Source organism: Streptomyces sp. W16 (assembly GCF_033194735.1).
GTDB lineage: Bacteria > Actinomycetota > Actinomycetes > Streptomycetales > Streptomycetaceae > Streptomyces.
The window spans coordinates 1-16,828 of record NZ_JAWOAI010000034.1; the positions used below are offsets into that span (position 1 = coordinate 1).

A 16,828-nucleotide genomic window follows, 5' to 3' on the forward strand; every position below is an offset into this window, starting at 1 on the left:
CCCGCCCGGTCGCTCAACGCGGCACCGATGAAACGCTTCCTGGACGCCCCCACCAGCACCGGGAACCCGGTGGCCCGCAGGGTTGGCAGATGAGCGAGGAGTTCCCAGTCGTGGGTCGCACGCTTGGCGAACCCGAATCCGGGATCAATGATGATGCGCCCCGGATCGATTCCGGCCGCGGTGAGTGCCTCCACGCGGCGCAGCAGTTCGGAGGTGACGTCGCCGACGACGTCGCCGTAGACCGCGTGACGGTCCATCTCACGACTGGGCGCACGCCAGTGCATCGCCACATACGGCACCCCGGCCGCCGCGACGGCGGCGGCCATGGCGGGATCCGCCAGCCCTCCGCTGACGTCGTTGACCATGCAGGCGCCGGCCTCGATCGCGGCGCGGGCGACCGCCGCGTGCATGGTGTCCACACTGACGGCCACCTCCGCACGCACCAGCTCCCGCACCACCGGCACCACACGGGCCAACTCCGCCTCCACCGGGACGGGTTCGGCTCCCGGCCGGGTGGACTCACCGCCCACGTCCACCAGGTCCGCGCCGTCCTCGGCAAGCCTCAGACCCCGTTCCACGGCCCGTCCGGTCTCGGCGTACCGGCCACCGTCGGAGAACGAGTCCGGAGTCACGTTCAAGATGCCCATCACCAGGCACCGGCCGGGTCGTGGAAGCCCGGCGGGGCCGTCCGGGGGTGGCTGCGCAACTGCGCATCGCGTGTCGATCATCGGTCGAACGACCTCCTCCGCCTGCGGGCGGTACGCCCTGCGAGCTGGAAAAGCTAAATCGATATAGCGAACACGTTACAACGGATGGCTAAATCGTTCTAGCCCTTGGCGGTCGAATTTCGTCGCCTGACGTCTGACGCCTCCCCTCGACGTGGGTGCAGCGGTCGTGACCGACCAGAGCGCTGCGGCGCCAGACGCCGGAGGTGTCCCGCAACCGGATCTCGTCGCGATGGGCGACCACGTCGCCGACCGGCTCGGCGCGCAGCCGGGCGACCACATAACCGGCGGCCAGACCGGTGATGTCACGGACGACACCCATCGGCAGCAGCGAGCGCGTCTCGGCGATGGCGTCGTCCTCCCCCGCACGCATCACCACGCGGATGTGCGGCGCGACGCCGTGGGCGGCGAGGGCCACGGCCACGTTGTCCAGGTCGTCGGAGCCGACGGCGGCCAGCGCCCGGGCGTGACCGATACGCAGCCGTTCCAGTACATGGCGGTCGCCGCCGTGACCGTCCATGACGGGAACGCCGAGGGTGCGCGCCAGCCGCGCGGTGGCGGCCTGCGGGTCGCGTTCGACGCCCACGACGGGGATGCCCAGTGCGCGCAGCTCGACGCAGAGGCGCATGCCGACCTGGCCCATCCCCACCACGATGACGTGCCCCGCGCGGGGCAGGGTGCGCGGACCGATCAGCCCGATCAGGCGCGGACCGAGCATCCGCTCTACCACTCCCGCGGTGAAGCACGCGGTGAAGACGACGGTGCTCAACATCGCGAGGACGGCGAAGAGTTGGTAGCCGTGGGCATCAGGTGGCGCGGCAGCCGGACCGACGCCGGCCACCACCCGGGCGGCCTCGAACAGCGCCTCGGACGGGCGATGACCGGACACCGTGAGCCACACCCAGTCGACGGCGAGTACGACGAGCATCGCGAGCATGCCCAGGACGAGCAGCCGGGTGCCCGGATCGTGGGAGCGCAGCTGGAGACCGACCCACCTTCTGCGGTACCGGCGACGCCACTGCCCCGGCAGGTCTGGTTCCTCTGCTTCCAGGACGCCGTCACGCTCTCGGACGACCTGGGCACACCCTCCGTGCCGGCGAGCGGCGACGAAGGAGGGATCCAGGCACGGGCCGGCCAGTGACGGCGCCGCGAGGTCGGCCGGCGAGGTGACATCGCACTGCGGCAGGAGGCGCGCGAGCTCGTCGGCGATCGTGCGATCGAAGATCGTGACGATCAGAGGTACGTCGGGCGCGACGTGCGCGACGGCCAGGGCGTAGCGCAGGGCCGCGACGTCGTCGTGGAGCAGTACAGCCACGCCCGTCGGCCGCGGGGCCAGCGCCGCGCGCAATTCGGGGTCACGTGGACGCGGGAGGTGCCGCACCGCGTCGCACGAGGTGTGCAGGGCACTGCACACCCGGCCGGCCAGGTGCGTGTCACCGATCACGACGTACGAAGGGGCAGGGCCGTGATGCGCGTCATGCGTCGGATTCGAGGTCATGGGGTTGCCGTCCTGCCTTGAGAGATGACGGGTGAGCCGATGGGCAGCCGACCGGTTGGAGCCCGCCCGGGAAGCCAAGCCGGTCGTCAACTGGCCTTCGGCCGACGGTGATCGTCGAGGATGACCGACGGGGGGAGCCACAGCCGGCTTTCCGATGGCGCCGCGGCGTACCACCCCTCGCCCGTCTTTTCAAGACGGCTCGGAGCGACGCCGCGAGGGTAGAGAGGGACGCGGAACTCCCGATACGGGCCCGCTTCAGGCTCCTGTCCCCCGCCGCGCCGTACCGTACGGTTCAGTGCCGTACGAAGCAAGGCAATTCGATCCGACAGAACCGGCGCACTCGGCGTCCCGTAGCCGCCCGCGCTTCGGCTTCCGTCGACCTCCTTACAATGGGTGAACGCCGTGTCGCTGGGACTCAGGTGCGCACGACAACGTCAGAGCAGGGTGATGGGGACTTCCAGAAGAGTCACGTTGAACGACGTGGCCGCGGCGAGCGGTGTTTCTCGCGCCACCGTCAGTTTCGTTCTCAACAACGACCCTCACCAGACGATCTCGGCCGCCACCCGCGACCGGGTGAAGGAGGCGGCCCGAACTCTTGGCTACGTTCCGCACGGTGTGGCGCGAGCACTGCGTGAAGGCACCTCGCGGGTCGTCGTCCTGAACATCGACGCGGGCATGGAAGGCGCGTACTCCCGCAGCTACATCCACGGCCTCGACACGGAACTGGCCGCCCACGACCATGTCCTCCTGGTCCGGCACGGCCACCACACCGCGCAGTCCACTCAGCAGATCCTCGACGTCATCGTCCCCCGCGCGGTGATCCGCTTCGGCGAGACGTACCTCACCGGTCACGCCCTCGACGACCTGGGAGGCGGCTGGCGCAACGGTCTCGCCGCCCACACCGCTCTCCAACTCCGTCACCTCGTCGACCACGGTCACACCCGCATCGCCCTGGCGCTGCCGGACACCGAGTCACCGCTCGCCGCGGCCCGCCTTCGCTTCACCGGGCATGCCGCGCAGAACCTCGGCATCCCCACTCCGGTGTCCTTCATCGCCCCCCATGACCGGCCCACGTGCGCCGACGCGGTCACGGCACTCCTCTCTCAAGCCCCCGAGGTGACCGCGATCGCCGGCTTCAACGACGACGTGGCCCTGCGCGTCCTCACCGCCCTGCGCGACCTGGGCCGACGCGTGCCGGACGACACGGCCGTGATCGGCTTCGACGACAACGGCTACGGCGAACACGTCGTCCCCTCGCTGACCACGATCAATGTCGACGGCGAGGCTCACGGCCGGCTCAGCGCCCGGCTCGCCCTGGGGCTCGACACCAGTGGTCTGGAGCCCCCGCCTGCGCGGGTCGTCGTTCGCGAGTCGATCTGACGGGGCGGACCACTCCACGGTTGCGGCTTCGCCGTACCGTCGCGTTGACTGCGGTCTCCGTCGCAGGGCTGAGCTCTGCATCATGACCGTGCGCCGCGCGTTGTCTCCCAGGAGGTACGTGCTTCACCCGCGGTGATCATGAAGACGGCGACGTGGATTCCACGGGCCGGGTCGACGGAGTCGACCTGGAAAAGCGCAGATCCGACGCTCGTACGATCCGGCACGTGACCTGTGGCCCGCCGCCGTCGGTCATCCGCTCCAGAAATTCCGCGCCCGGCCCTTGAGCACAACAAAGGTGTACCGTACCGTACAGTTCACCTCGCCGGCGGAGGCTGGGACCTTCCACCCCTCCGGCGTGCCCGCCCGGGCTGCACCCATCAGCCGCGACACCCCCGAGCCGGGTCACTCACGACGCCAGGCGCCGCAAACGGCTTCGCCCCTGCCGCCACCAGAACGGTCGGCCACGCCTTTGCCACCGCCTCACCCACGCATCGCGACGACATGGAGAAACCGATGGCACACCTCGAAGACCAACTCCAGGCGGCCGGAGGCCCCTTGGGCCTGCTGCGCAGCGGCCGATCCGGCGCCTACCCGTTCCCGATCAAGGCCGAGTTCACCAACTGGCGTGACGAGCAGGAGAGTTGGCGCAACTCGGCGGCGCTGATGGACCTGTCCCACCACATGACCGACCTCACCGTCGAAGGACCCGACTGCTACCGGCTGTTGGCCGATGTCGGCGCCAACACATTCCAGGGCTTCGGCCCGATGAAGGCCAAGCAGTTCATCGCGGTCAACCACGACGGCTACATGATCGGCGACTGCATCCTCTTCTGCCTCGCCGACAACCACGTCCGGCTCGTCGGCCGCCCGCCGGCTCTCAACTGGGTCCAGTTCCACGCGGAGACCGGCGGCTACGACGTCACCCTGCGCCGCGACGAGCGCACCGCGCAGAACCCGAACGGCCGCGAGTTCTTCCGCCTCCAACTGCAGGGTCCGCACGCCTCGGCGATCTTCGAGAAGGTCAACGGCGGTCCCATGCCGGACATCCCGTTCTTCAGCATGGGTCAGTTCAACATCGGCAAGCACGAGGTCACCGCGCTCAACCACCGTATGTCCGGCTTCCCCGGCCTTGAGTTCTTCGGCCCCTACGAGCACATCGACGACGTCCGCGACGCCATCCTGGAAGCCGGCGAGCCCTTCGGAGTCCGTCAGATCGGTGCCCGCGCCTACGCCTCCGTGGCCACCGAGTCCGGCTGGATCGCCAACACCGTCCCCGCCGTGTACTCGGGCGAGAGTATGAAGACGTACCGCGAATGGCTCGGTGTCAGGACCTTCGAGGCCAACCTCTCGCTCGGCGGCAGCTTCGCCTCCGACCGTGTCGAGGACTACTACGTCACCCCCTGGGACCTGGGCTACGGCCACATTCTCAAGTTCGACCACGACTTCATCGGCCGCGAGGCCCTGGAGCGCCGGAAGAGCGAGAAGCACCGCCGCAAGGCGTGGCTTGCCTGGCACCGCGACGACGTCGCCCGTGTCTTCGCCTCCCAGTACGAGCAGGGCGATCGGCGCTTCAAGTACATCGAGATGCCCGCCGCCTTCTACGCGGCCTCCCAGTTCGACCGCGTCGAGAGCAACGGCCGGCTCGTCGGCCTCTCGACTCTGTGCAGTTACACGTCCAACGTCCGCGGCTGGATCTCCGTCGTCATGATCGACGACGACGTGCGGTACGGACAGCAGGTCGAACTGGTCTGGGGCGAGCCCGACGGCGGCTCCGCCAACCCCACCGTCGAACGCCACTCACAGACCACCATCCGCGCCACCGTCACCCGCAGGCCCTTCGCGGGAGACAAGCACTGACAGCAGTCCGCTCCGACGGCCCTCTCCCTCCCCCTGCGGGGCGGGGCACCAGGCAGGCGGCTCCCGCCTGGTGCCCCGCTCGCACCACCACTGGCTGATACCCCCGTCCGTACGACTCCGCGAGGACACGCCCCGGCGCAGCGATCAGGACACCCCCGTCGACGGCCTGCCGGCCCGGGGAACCACCGCCTTGATTGAACGGTCAGCCATTCGTGTCGCAATACAGGGACGCAGTGTCCGCGTTGGCTTTGGTCACCAGACGAGCGTCGATGTGAGCGATCTTGTCCTTCTCTTCCTTGCGCAGGAGGCCGAGCGTGTGGGTCACCGCCAGTGCCCCCAGGTCCTGGACCGAGTTGGAGACCGTCGCCGCGAACTTCCCGTTCTTGAGAGCGGCGAGCCCCTGATCGGTGCCGTTGACGGTCACGATCTTCACGCTGCGAGCGCCCGCCGCGTCGAACGCCTCGCGCGCGCCGAAGGCCATGTCCTCGTTGGCGACGAACGCGTACTGGATGTCGGGGTGAGCCTGGATCAGCCTGGCCGCGGCGGCCTTGGCCGTCGCCCGGTCGAACATGCCCCGCTCATTCCCCACTACCCGCACATTGTCTGCCAGGTTCTTTGTGAATCCGCCGACCATCAGGTTGGACGACGTACTCCCGTCGCCGGAGATGACAACGGCCGTGGCGGACTTTCCGGAGGCGTCTTCGTCGACCCATTGGGCGTCCAGCTTGCCTATCCCCGGTAAGTTACTGATGACGGCACCGAGGATCTCACTGTCGTCCGCAGGCGTCACCGCGATCAGCGAGATGGGTGTCTTCGCCTTTCGCGCTGCGGCAATGTCGGCATCGAGAGCGCTGGCGTCCACACTGAGCAGAATGATGGCGTCGACCTTGCGCGCGATCATGTCCTTCACATTGCGCAGTTCCGCCGCCGTGCTCCCGTTCGAGTCAGCGGTCAGCACTTTTGCGAGGTTGTTCGATGTGGTCTCCGTGACCGCCGTCTGCAGGCAGGTGTGGAACGAAGTGGTGCCCCCGTTGATGAACCCCAGGACGACCGGGTCCGTGGAATGGGTGGTGTCGTGGGGAACCAGACTGCATCCGGCTGTCGAGAGGCTGAGGCCAACGGCGGTCGCGAGCAGTCGCCTGCTGGATATGGGCATGAGTAGGGAGCCTTTCTGCTGCACATGACTTCGTTGTCAAGGCAGACAGCAGTGGAAATTCCTGGGAGCTGTTCGCTCCGTGGTCCGCCGGCACAGATGTGGCATCCATCCCTTTCTCGCGAGGCTCACTTTCGTCAACATTTGCCCGACTATGACACTTGAACGTTCTAGCACCCATGCAGAAATCCTTCTCTGCATGACTTGCATGATTGGCATGGCGGAGACCGGGGCAGTCGCAACAGCCGAATTGACGCAGGCGGAAGCTAACAGAGCAGATCTCAGGAGGCGAGGACACGGTAGTGCAATCTTTGCTTGCGCTCCGTGCATGCTCGTATATGCGCACCTCGCGACGACGACCGGGCTGCCGATAAGGAAGTGCGCAGCTCTTCCGAAGGGAAGGCCTATGGCTCAGCGTCAGCCTCTGCCGACATGACCGCCGGCTATGGGCGATGTCTTTGTGCAGGCCGGTCATGGTGTGCGCGTCGAGTGGGGCCCGGCGGGGGCGGAACGGCTCGCGGGTGATGTCGCCTGCCTGGTGGTCGTCGACGTGCTGTCGTTCACCACGTCCGTGACTGTCGCGATCGAAGCGGGAACGCAGGTGTTCCCGTATCGCTGGCGGGACGAGTCCGCGGTGGGCTTCGCCGAGCAGGTGGGCGCCGCTTTGGCTGTGGGGCGACGGGCGGTGACCGAGGCTTCGCCGTGGTCGCTGTCTCCGGCTGCGTTGCGACGCGCTCCGTTTACCCCGCGTCCGGTGCTGCCGTCGCCCAAGGGGTCGGCGATCGCGGCAACGGCCGCCGTCGGCTCCACCGTGGTCGCCGCTGCCTTGCGGAATGCGACCGCCGTCGCACGGTGGCTCGCCGCGCATGGCCTCGGGACCAACGACCAGCCGGTTGGAGTGATTGCCGCAGGTGAGCACTGGCCCGATGGCAGCCTTCGACCGGCGCTTGAGGACCTGCTCGGCGCCGGAGGGGTGGTCGCCGCGCTGCTGAAGTGCGGTGGTGAGGCGCCCTCGCCGGAAGCCGCCATGGCCGCGGCGGCCTTCGCCGGGACCCCGGATCCCGGCGCCGCCGTCGCCCCCAGCTCGTCCGGGCGCGAGCTCGGTGCGGCTGGGTTCGCCGATGACGTCGCTGTCGCCACGGAGCTGGACGTCAGCCAGGTGGTGCCGGTGCTCACCAATGGTGCTTTCGTCGGCGCCGGCTGACCGCACGATGCTGCTGGGCGGTTCAGGCCGTGAGACGTGCTTCCGCCACGAGCACCACGGCGGCGCGGACAATGCCGACGGTGTGCGTGTCACGCAGCGTTCCACCGATCCGGAGGGACCCCTGCTGGGCTTCGACGGTCATGGCTTGTCCCTCATCGGCGCGGCGCGGTCGCCCTCGCTCGCCTGCACCGCGAAGGACAGGCGGAGGGTGTCGCTCTCCATGGCCTGTGCGCCGAGATCGCGGGTCGGCGCAACCAGAGGCGGTACGCCGGGTGAGACGATCCGGCTCATCCCAGGAAACTCAACCGCACCTGACGGTTGGGATTGTCCCTGTTCGTATCGACCAGACAGACGGACTGCCAGGTCCCCAACTCCAGCCGCCCGCCCAGCACCGGCAGCGTCGCGTGCGGCGGTACGAAGGCCGGGAGGACGTGGTCGCGGCCGTGTCCGGGGCTGCCGTGCCGGTGCTGCCAGCGGTCGTCGGCGGGGAGGAGGGTCTGCAGCGCGGCGAGGAGGTCGTCGTCGCTGCCGGCTCCCGTTTCGAGGATCGCGACGCCCGCGGTGGCATGCGGGACGAAGACGTTGAGGAGGCCGTCACGGCCGGCCGCCGCCTCCCGCAGGAAGGCCTCGCAGTCGCGGGTCAGATCCATGACCCGCTCCCGGGAGCCGGTGGCGACGTTCAGGACTCGGGTGGTGAAGGCAGCTGACATGCTCCCATCCTGACCCATCCGTCGGGTTGCCCACCCGGCCGGTCGACCGGCCTGTGATACGAGGGGTCCAGTCCGCGAGACACCGTTGACCGTGGCACGCCATCTGACCTATTTTCGGCCGCATGTTGCGTTCAGTTCTGCTCACCACGCGCGGTCACATCGACCTGCTGCGGGTGGCCTCCGCCGCGTGTTGCCGCGGCTGCTGACGCCTTCTTCCGCCTCACCCCCTCTTTCTCCGCACTCCGCCGCGCCCGTGCACATCGTCGTGACGCGGCGGCGTTGAGGCGTATCTCCTTTCTCACCGGCCGCTCTCCCCCACTCCGTGGAGCACCCATGAGCATCAGCCATGCCCCACCCGATCCTTCCGGGGCCGACATTTCCCCTATATCCACCTCGAAGGCCGACGCGGACGAGCACTCCCCACTCGATCTCGTCCCCCTCGTCCCCACCTCCTCCCGCCGCACCCGTGTCCCCCGCTGGCTGCGCCGCACCACCGGCCCCCTCGTGCTGCTCGCCCTGTGGCAACTCCTCAGCGGCACAGGCGTGTTGACCTCCGACGTGCTCGCCTCGCCCGGACGGATCGCACATGTCGGCTGGGATCTGGTCGCCGACGGTTCACTGACCTCGGCCATGACGACGTCACTCCAGCGCGTCGCCGTCGGCCTGCTGCTCGGCACCGTCATCGGCACCGGACTCGCCCTCGTCTCCGGTCTGTTCAGGATCGGCGAGGACCTGGTCGACGCGCCCGTGCAGATGCTGCGGACCGTGCCCTTCGTCGGGCTGATCCCGCTGTTCATCATCTGGTTTGGCATCGGCGAGGCCCCCAAGGTCGCCATCATCACGCTCGGTGTGACCTTCCCGCTCTATCTCAATGTCTACGCCGGAATCCGGGGCGTGGACAGCCAGTTGATCGAGGCCGGGGAGTCTCTGGGGCTGTCGCGCTGGGGGCTGGTACGGCACGTGGTGCTGCCCGGTGCGCTGCCCAACGCTATGACCGGGCTGCGCTACTCCCTCGGTATCGCCTGGCTGGCGCTCGTCTTCGCCGAGCAGATCAACGCGGACGCCGGGATCGGCTTCCTCATGGTGCAGGCGCGGGACTTCCTGCAGACCGACGTGATCGTGGTCTGCCTGATCGTCTACGCCTTCCTCGGCCTGCTGGCCGACTTCTTCGTCCGTACCCTCGAAAGGCTGCTGCTGCAATGGCGACCGACGTTCACGGGCCGGTGACCGCCCGATCGGCGACCGCGGCGCCGACGACCACGCAAGCGGTACGGGTCGAGGGACTGACCCGCTCCTTCGACGGCCGCCCCGTCATCGACAAGCTTCAACTCGACATACGGCAGGGCGAGTTCGTGGCGCTGCTCGGCCGCAGCGGCTGTGGCAAGTCCACGTTGCTGCGCATCCTCGCCGGGCTCGACCGGGACATCGAGGGCACCGTCCTCGTACCGCGCCGCAAGGCCGTCGCGTTCCAGGCGCCCCGGCTGATGCCGTGGAAGAAGGTGTGGCGCAACGTCCTGCTCGGACTGCCCGGCAAGCCCGAACGGGCCGTCGCGGAGCGGGCGTTGGCGGAGGTCGGACTCGGTGACCATGCCGACGCCTGGCCCAAGACGCTGTCCGGCGGTGAGGCACAGCGTGCCTCGCTGGCCCGTGCCCTGGTGCGCGAGCCCGATCTGCTGCTGCTCGACGAGCCGTTCGGCGCGCTCGACGCCCTCACCCGCATCAAGGCTCAGCGGCTGGTGGGCGAGTTGTGGCAACGCCGGGGCTGCGCCGTCCTGTTGGTGACCCATGACGTCGAGGAGGCCGTGCTGCTCGCCGACCGGGTCCTGGTGATGGACGACGGTGTCATCGCGCACGAGCAGCACATCGACCTCGACCGGCCGCGCGACATCACCGACCCCCGGTTCGCCGAACTGCGCGCCGGACTCCTGCAACGCCTCGGCGTCGACACCGCCGCCGAAGCCGCCTGAACTCCCCCACGCGTCAACCCAGTTACCGAGAAACGGATCATCCGTCATGCGACGAAGCCTCGTCCCCGCCGCCCTGCTCCTCCCCCTCGCCCTCCTGCTCACCGCCTGCGACGGGAACTCGGCCGCCGAGACCTCGACCGGCACCGACGGCAAGGGCTCCCTCACGCTCAACGTCGGTGACCAGAAAGGCGGTTCGGAGGCGGTGCTGCGGGCCGCCGGTGAACTCAAGAACCTGGACTACAAGATCAAGTGGTCCACGTTCACCTCCGGCCCGCCACTCCTGGAAGCCGTCAACGCCAAGGCCGTCGACATCGGCGCCGTCGGCAACACCCCGCCGGTGTTCGCGGCGGGCGCGGGCTCGAAGATCAAGGTGGTGGCCGCCTCGCACGGCAACTCCCAGGGCGAGGCCATCCTCGTGCCGAAGGACTCCAAGCTGACCGAACCCGAGCAGCTGAAGGGGAAGTCCATTGCAGTGGCGCAGGGTTCGTCCGCGCACTTCCAGCTGATCGCCTCCCTCAAGGCGGCCGGGCTCACCCTGAGCGACGTCAAGGTCAAGTACCTGCAGCCGGCCGACGCGCTGGCCGCGTTCACCAGCGGCAAGGTGGACGCGTGGACGGTCTGGGACCCGTACACCTCGCAGGTCCTCCAGGCGAAGCAGGGCCGCATCCTGACGACCGGTCAGGGTCTGGTCAACGGGCTCAACTTCCAGGTGGCGGCGCCCTCCGCGCTGGGGAACAGCAAGAAGGCCGCGGCCATCAAGGACTATCTGGAACGGCTGCGACGCGCACAGGACTGGGTCTACGACCACCCCGAGGCGTGGGCCAAGGTGTGGGCGAAGGACACCGGGCTGCCGTACGCGGTGGCGCTGGCCTCGGTGAAGCGCACGAACGCCTCCCGCATCTCGGTGGCCGTCGACAAGCCGCTGATCGCCTCCGAGCAGCGGATCGCGGACACCTTCACCAGCCTGAAGCTCATTCCGCGCGAGGTCGACTTCGCCGAGTTCGTCGACACCCGCTTCAACGGCAGCCTGCCGGCCTCGACGACCGCGCCGCGCGTCTACAAGGAGAAGTGACATGACCGTCCGTCTCCACTGGTTCCTGCCGACCGGCGGCGACGGCCGCACGCTCGTCGACCGGCACGCCTACGGGCCGGACCGCGCGGGGGCGGTCCGCGGGGTGCGCCCGCCGGACATCGAGTACCTCACCCAAATCGCCAAGGCCGCCGAGCAGTTGGGCTTCGAGGCGGTGCTCACGCCGACCGGCACCTGGTGCGAGGACGCCTGGCTGACCACCATGGCACTGGCCCAGCACACCGAGCGGCTGAAGTTCCTGGTGGCGTTCCGGCCCGGGGTGATCTCGCCGACGCTGGCCGCGCAGATGGCGGCGACCTATCAACGCCTCACTCGGGGACGGCTGTTGCTCAATGTCGTCACCGGCGGCGACTCGGCCGAGCAGCGGCGCTTCGGCGACCATCTCGACCACGATCAGCGGTATGCCCGTACGGACGAGTTCCTGTCGGTCGTACGAGGAGTGTGGCGGGGAGAGCCGTACGACTTCGACGGTGTCCACTACCAGGTCGAGGGCGGGCTCACCGCGCTGCCGCCCGATCCGGTGCCGCAGGTGTTCTTCGGTGGGTCCTCGGCAGCGGCCGGGCCGGTCGCCGCCCGGCATGCGGACGTGTATCTCACCTGGGGAGAACCGCCCGCGCAGGTCAAGGAGAAGATCGACTGGATTCGCGGGCTGGCCGAGCGCGAGGGGCGGGACGTGCGGTTCGGGGTACGGCTGCACACCATCTCGCGGGACTCGTCGGCCGAGGCGTGGGCGACCGCGAACCGGCTGCTCGACGACCTCGACGCGGACACGATCGCGGCGGCGCAGACGGCGCTCGGGCGCAGCGAGTCGGTGGGCCAGCAGCGGATGCTGGCGCTGCACAGCGGCTCACGCGACGAGTTGGAGATCCACCCGAACCTGTGGGCGGGGGTCGGTCTCGTCCGGGGTGGCGCGGGCACCGCGCTCGTGGGCAGTCATGCCGAGGTCGCCGATCTGATCGAGGAGTACCACGCGCTGGGTGTCGAGCACTTCGTGCTGTCCGGGTATCCGCATCTGGAGGAGGCGTACTGGTTCGGCGAGGGTGTGATTCCCGAGCTGACGGCGCGCGGGCTGGTCGAGGGGCCGGCGCGGGCGGGTGTGCCGTTCCTGGTGGGCAGCGGGCGCTGAGCGCGCGGGAAGATCCATGACCCCGGTGCTGTTCGTAGAAACGTGAACAACACCCGTGAGGTCGACGTGGTCGTCATAGGCGCCGGGCAGGCAGGACTGGCCGGCGCCTATCACCTGCGGCGCACCGGTTTCGAGCCGGAGCGCGACTTCGTGGTGCTGGACCACGCGCCCGCGCCGGGCGGCGCCTGGCAGTTCCGGTGGCCGTCACTGACGTACGGCAAGGTGCACGGGATGCACGCGCTGCCGGGCATGGAACTCACCGACGCCGATCCGGCCCGGCCGTCCGCCGAGGTCATCGCCGAGTACTTCGCCGCCTACGAGCGCGCCTTCGACCTGCGGGTGCGGCGGCCGGTGGATGTGAAGGCGGTACGGGAGGGCGAGGGTGGGCGGCTGCTCGTCGAGACGTCCGACGGTACGTGGTCGACGCGGGCGCTGATCAACGCGACCGGTACCTGGGACCGGCCGTTCTGGCCGCGCTATCCGGGTCAGGAGACGTTCCGGGGACGGCAGTTGCACACCGCGCAGTACCCGGGGCCCGAGGAGTTCGCCGGGCTGCGGGTGGTCGTGGTGGGTGGAGGCGCGTCCGGTACGCAGCATCTGATGGAGCTGGCGCCGTACGCGGCGGCGACGACGTGGGTGACCCGGCGCCCGCCGGTCTTCCGCGAGGGGCCGTTCAACGAAGACGTGGGACGGGCCGCCGTCGCGCTGGTGGAGGAGCGGGTGCGGCAGGGGCTGCCGCCGAGAAGTGTCGTCTCCGTGACCGGGCTGCCGCTGAACGACGCGATCCGGCAGGCCGTCGCGGACGGCGTCCTGGACCGGCAGCCGATGTTCGACCGGATCACACCCGAGGGCGTGGACTGGGACGACGGCCGGCATGTGGACGCCGATGTCATCCTGTGGGCGACCGGGTTCCGGGCCGCGATCGACCATCTGGCACCGCTGAAGCTGCGCGGTCCGGGCGGCGGCATCCGCCTCGACGGCACCCGGGTGGTCGCCGATCCGCGCATCCATCTGGTCGGCTACGGACCCTCCGCGAGCACCATCGGCGCCAACCGCGCGGGGCGTGCGGCCGTACGGGACATCAGACGGCTGTTGGCCGGGGAGCCGGTCGCGGTCTGATGTCGTCCCGGCAGGGACACTTCGTGGGCGGGGCGGAGGCGGCGAGAGCGCGCATGCCGTCACTGATCCGCGCCTCCGACTCGTCGGCCACTGGCTGCCTGCAAGCGGCATCTACAGCGCCGGCCACGCGGCCATGGGCGACATCGAGCAACTCCGCGCCGGTAAAGCAGCCACCGCTGAACACCACCCCGCCCATTGCAGAGACCGTCCGCAAACGCCTCCGCACAGGCCCACGGGACGTCAGACGGCTGTCGGCCGGGGAGCCGGTCGCCGTCTGACGCTGTCCCGAGCGGGTCACTTCGTGGGCTGGGGGCTACCGCTTTTCTGGGCCGCGTTGAACTCGGCGACGTTGCGCTGGTGTTCCTCGTAGGTGGCGGCGAAGCGGGTGTCGCCGGGCTTGACCGTGACGAAGTACAGCCAGTCGCCCGGGGGCGGGTTGATCGCGGCGCGCATCGCGGCCTCGCCCGGGTTGTCGATCGGGGTGGGCGGCAGGCCCATGCGCTGGTAGGAGTTGTAGGGGCTGTCGAGGCGGGTGTCGCTGGAGGTCGTCCTCAACGTCGCGCGGTTGAGCGCGTAGTTGATGGTCGAGTCCATCTGCAGGGGCATCCCGCGTTCGAGACGGTTGAAGACGACCCGGGCCACCTTCCCCATGTCGGCCTCGGACGCCGCCTCGGCCTGCACGATGCTCGCGATGGTGACCGCCTGATAGACGTTCATCGCGTTGCGCTGCGCGCCGGCGGCGACCGGCGCTCCGTTGAACTTCTGGTTCGCGGTGCTGACCATGAACGACAGCAGCGACTCCGGCGTCGGCTTCCCCTTCAGCGGATAGGTCGCCGGGAAGAGGTAGCCCTCGGGGTTGCCCTCCGCGTCGTTCGGCAGCTTCAGACCGGCTTTCGGGATCGACTTCTTCGTGGTGCCGACCGGGAGCGCGAGCGCCTTGTCGACGGCTTCGTAGATCTGGCCCGAGCGCCAGCCCTCGGGGATGACCAGTGAGGTGGGGCGTGTGTCCCCCTCGCCTTCCAGGCTGAGCAGCGGCACCGCCACGGCGGTACCGGCCACGACGGCCCCGGTCGCGATGAGGGCGACCCGGCCCCGGCGGGTCAGTCGAATCGTGCTCCGTGGCGGAGTGTTCATCTGCATGCGGGCACGGTAACCCGCATATCGTCACAAACCCGGCATATCTTCAGCTTGTCGGTTCCAGTTGGGCATCCCGGCGTACGAGGGCCGCGTACCGCCCGTCCAGTTCCAGCAGTTCTTCGTGCGTGCCCCGTTCCGCCACGTGCCCGGAGTCGAGGACCACGATCTGGTCCGCGCTGCGGATGGTGGACAGGCGGTGCGCGATGGTGAGCGTGGTGCGGTTGGCCGACAGGGCGTCGATGGCGTCCTGGACGGCGGCTTCGGTGCGGTTGTCGAGCGCGCTGGTCGCCTCGTCGAGGATGAGGACCGGCGGGTCGCGCAGGATCGTGCGCGCGATGGCCAGACGCTGCTTCTCGCCGCCGGAGAACCGGTGGCCGCGCTCGCCGACGACCGTGTCGTACCCGTCGGGCAGGCCCGCGATGTGCTCGTGGATCTGCGCCGCCCGCGCCGCCGCGTACAGCTCCTCGTCGGTGGCATCCGGCTTCGCGAAGCGGAGGTTGTCGGCGACCGTGGCGTGGAAGAGGTACGTCTCCTGGGAGACGACGCCGACGGCACGCGCGAGCGTGTCGAAGTCCAGGTCGCGGACGTCGACCCCGTCGAGGGTGACCCGGCCGCCCGTCACGTCGTAGAGCCGGGGCACGAGATAGCCGAGGGTCGACTTCCCGGCGCCGGTCGGGCCGACGATCGCGAGGCTGTTGCCGGCCGGGACGGTGATGTCGACGCCGTCGAGGATGGGACGGCGCTTGTCGTTGCTGTCGTATCGGAACTCGACCTCCTGGAGGGCGACTTCGCCCTTGATGCTGTCCAGGTGGACCGGGTTCTCGCGTTCGGTGATGTCGATCGGCAGGTCGAGGTACTCGAAGATGCGCGCGAAGAGCGCCAGCGAGGTCTGGATCTGGACGCCGGTCGACAGCAGGCTGACGGCCGGGCGGAACAGGCCCTGCTGGAGCGAGACGAAGGCGACGATGGTGCCGATCGAGACGTCCGGGCCGCCCATCTGGAGGGCGATTCCGGCGGTCCAGTAGATGACGGCGGGCATCGCGGCCATGACGATCGAGATGACGGCCATGCGCCAGCGCCCCGCCATGTTCGACCTGACCTCCAGGTCGACCAGGCCCTCGGACTCCTCCGAGAAGGACCGGGTGAGCGAGTCGGAGCGGCCCATGGTGCGGCCGAGCACAATGCCGCTGACGGACAGCGACTCGGTGACCGTGGCGGCCATCTCGGCCATCTGCCTCTGGCGCTGGGTGGCGATCTTCTTGCGTTCGTTGCCGACCCTGCGGCTTATCCACACGAAGACCGGGAGCAGCAGCAGCGAGACAACGGTCAGCCGCCAGTCCAGGGCGATCATCGCGACGATCGTGGCGACCACACTGGTCAGGTTCGAGACCAGGGAGGTGGCCGTGGAGGTGACGGTGGCCTGCATGCCGCCGATGTCGTTGGCTATGCGGGACTGGACCTCGCCGGTGCGGGTCCGGGTGAAGAAGGCGAGCGACATGCGCTGCAGCCGGCCGTAGACCGCCGTGCGCAGGTCGTGCATGACGCGCTGGCCGACCGTCGTGGAGATCAGGGTCTGCAGGACGCCGAAGATGCTGGTCAGGACGGCGCTCAGGATCATGCCGAGCGCGAGCAGGCTCAGCAGTCCGGTGCGGCCCTGCGGGATGGCGACGTCCAGCGTCTCCTTCAGCAGGAACGGGGTCGCCACGGTGACCAGGGACGCGGCGCCGACCAGGAGGCCGACGACAGTGAGCCGGGCACGGTAGGGCTTGAAGAGCTTGAGGATGCGGCGCACCTGCCGGGGTTGGTCGGTCGAGGTGCCGGGGGACGGTGTCCAGTTGATTTCGTCGCGGGGCATGGTCTCC

Annotated in this window: 16 protein-coding genes; 9 read left to right on the plus strand and 7 right to left on the minus strand. The window is 69.2% G+C overall.

The genetic code is table 11. The annotated features are described in order from the left end of the window. A partial coding sequence (gene folP, locus R6V09_RS07095) for a dihydropteroate synthase (protein ID WP_317880478.1) occupies nt 1–647 on the minus strand: 647 nt, incomplete at its 3' end. Nucleotides 648–816: 169 nt separating this feature from the next. Then, nucleotides 817–2,223, minus strand: a complete 1,407-nt coding sequence (locus tag R6V09_RS07100) for an NAD(P)-binding protein (protein WP_317880479.1) — start codon at nt 2,221–2,223, stop codon at nt 817–819. Between the two features lie 480 nt (nt 2,224–2,703). Here R6V09_RS07100 and R6V09_RS07105 point away from each other — a divergent pair, with 480 nt between their 5' ends. Next, entirely contained in the window at nt 2,704–3,603 is a 900-nt protein-coding gene (locus R6V09_RS07105; protein ID WP_317880507.1) for a LacI family DNA-binding transcriptional regulator, read from the plus strand. A 513-nt stretch (nt 3,604–4,116) separates the two neighbouring features. Next, complete coding sequence (locus R6V09_RS07110; protein WP_317880480.1) at nt 4,117–5,460, plus strand: aminomethyl transferase family protein; 1,344 nt, start codon at nt 4,117–4,119, stop codon at nt 5,458–5,460. 202 nt (nt 5,461–5,662) lie between these two features. On the opposite strand, the gene R6V09_RS07115 is transcribed toward R6V09_RS07110, so the two are convergent. Further along, nucleotides 5,663–6,616, minus strand: coding sequence for a sugar ABC transporter substrate-binding protein (locus tag R6V09_RS07115; RefSeq protein WP_317880481.1), 954 nt, complete (start codon nt 6,614–6,616; stop codon nt 5,663–5,665). Between the two features lie 442 nt (nt 6,617–7,058). Here R6V09_RS07115 and R6V09_RS07120 point away from each other — a divergent pair, with 442 nt between their 5' ends. Further along, nucleotides 7,059–7,817 (plus strand): 2-phosphosulfolactate phosphatase, encoded by a 759-nt coding sequence (locus R6V09_RS07120; RefSeq protein WP_317880482.1) that lies wholly within the window; start codon nt 7,059–7,061, stop codon nt 7,815–7,817. A 138-nt stretch (nt 7,818–7,955) separates the two neighbouring features. On the opposite strand, the gene R6V09_RS07125 is transcribed toward R6V09_RS07120, so the two are convergent. Next, nucleotides 7,956–8,108: a hypothetical protein gene (locus R6V09_RS07125; protein WP_317880483.1), complete on the minus strand. Its 153-nt coding sequence runs from the start codon at nt 8,106–8,108 to the stop codon at nt 7,956–7,958. Then, nucleotides 8,105–8,527 (minus strand): secondary thiamine-phosphate synthase enzyme YjbQ, encoded by a 423-nt coding sequence (locus tag R6V09_RS07130; protein ID WP_317880484.1) that lies wholly within the window; start codon nt 8,525–8,527, stop codon nt 8,105–8,107. Before R6V09_RS07130 ends, R6V09_RS07125 begins: the two co-directional genes overlap by 4 nt. Before the next feature lie 122 nt (nt 8,528–8,649). Here R6V09_RS07130 and R6V09_RS07135 point away from each other — a divergent pair, with 122 nt between their 5' ends. The 6 genes from R6V09_RS07135 (at nt 8,650) to R6V09_RS07160 (ending at nt 13,829) form a co-directional block, all read left to right on the plus strand. After that, nucleotides 8,650–8,733 carry a putative leader peptide gene (locus tag R6V09_RS07135; protein WP_315986669.1) on the plus strand — a complete coding sequence of 28 codons (84 nt, stop codon included), beginning with the start codon at nt 8,650–8,652 and terminating at the stop codon, nt 8,731–8,733. A 127-nt stretch (nt 8,734–8,860) separates the two neighbouring features. Further along, nucleotides 8,861–9,754, plus strand: a complete 894-nt coding sequence (locus R6V09_RS07140) for an ABC transporter permease (protein WP_317880485.1) — start codon at nt 8,861–8,863, stop codon at nt 9,752–9,754. After that, nucleotides 9,727–10,494: an ABC transporter ATP-binding protein gene (locus tag R6V09_RS07145; protein WP_317880486.1), complete on the plus strand. Its 768-nt coding sequence runs from the start codon at nt 9,727–9,729 to the stop codon at nt 10,492–10,494. Before R6V09_RS07140 ends, R6V09_RS07145 begins: the two co-directional genes overlap by 28 nt. Before the next feature lie 46 nt (nt 10,495–10,540). Continuing rightward, nucleotides 10,541–11,566, plus strand: a complete 1,026-nt coding sequence (locus tag R6V09_RS07150) for an ABC transporter substrate-binding protein (RefSeq protein WP_317880487.1) — start codon at nt 10,541–10,543, stop codon at nt 11,564–11,566. A gap of 1 nt (nt 11,567) precedes the next feature. Further along, nucleotides 11,568–12,710, plus strand: coding sequence for an LLM class flavin-dependent oxidoreductase (locus tag R6V09_RS07155; RefSeq protein ID WP_317880488.1), 1,143 nt, complete (start codon nt 11,568–11,570; stop codon nt 12,708–12,710). 42 nt (nt 12,711–12,752) lie between these two features. Continuing rightward, a complete protein-coding gene (locus R6V09_RS07160; RefSeq protein ID WP_317880489.1) occupies nt 12,753–13,829 on the plus strand; it encodes an NAD(P)-binding domain-containing protein in 1,077 nt (358 codons plus the stop codon). A 294-nt stretch (nt 13,830–14,123) separates the two neighbouring features. Here the strand turns inward: R6V09_RS07160 and mltG are convergent, their stop codons facing one another. Together mltG and R6V09_RS07170 are read right to left on the minus strand one after the other, a co-directional pair. Next, the gene (gene mltG / locus R6V09_RS07165; protein ID WP_317880490.1) at nt 14,124–14,969 is read right to left on the minus strand and encodes an endolytic transglycosylase MltG; all 846 of its coding nucleotides are present in this window, start codon (nt 14,967–14,969) and stop codon (nt 14,124–14,126) included. 43 nt (nt 14,970–15,012) lie between these two features. Further along, the gene (locus tag R6V09_RS07170; protein WP_317880491.1) at nt 15,013–16,821 is read right to left on the minus strand and encodes an ABC transporter ATP-binding protein; all 1,809 of its coding nucleotides are present in this window, start codon (nt 16,819–16,821) and stop codon (nt 15,013–15,015) included. Nucleotides 16,822–16,828 lie beyond the last annotated feature (7 nt).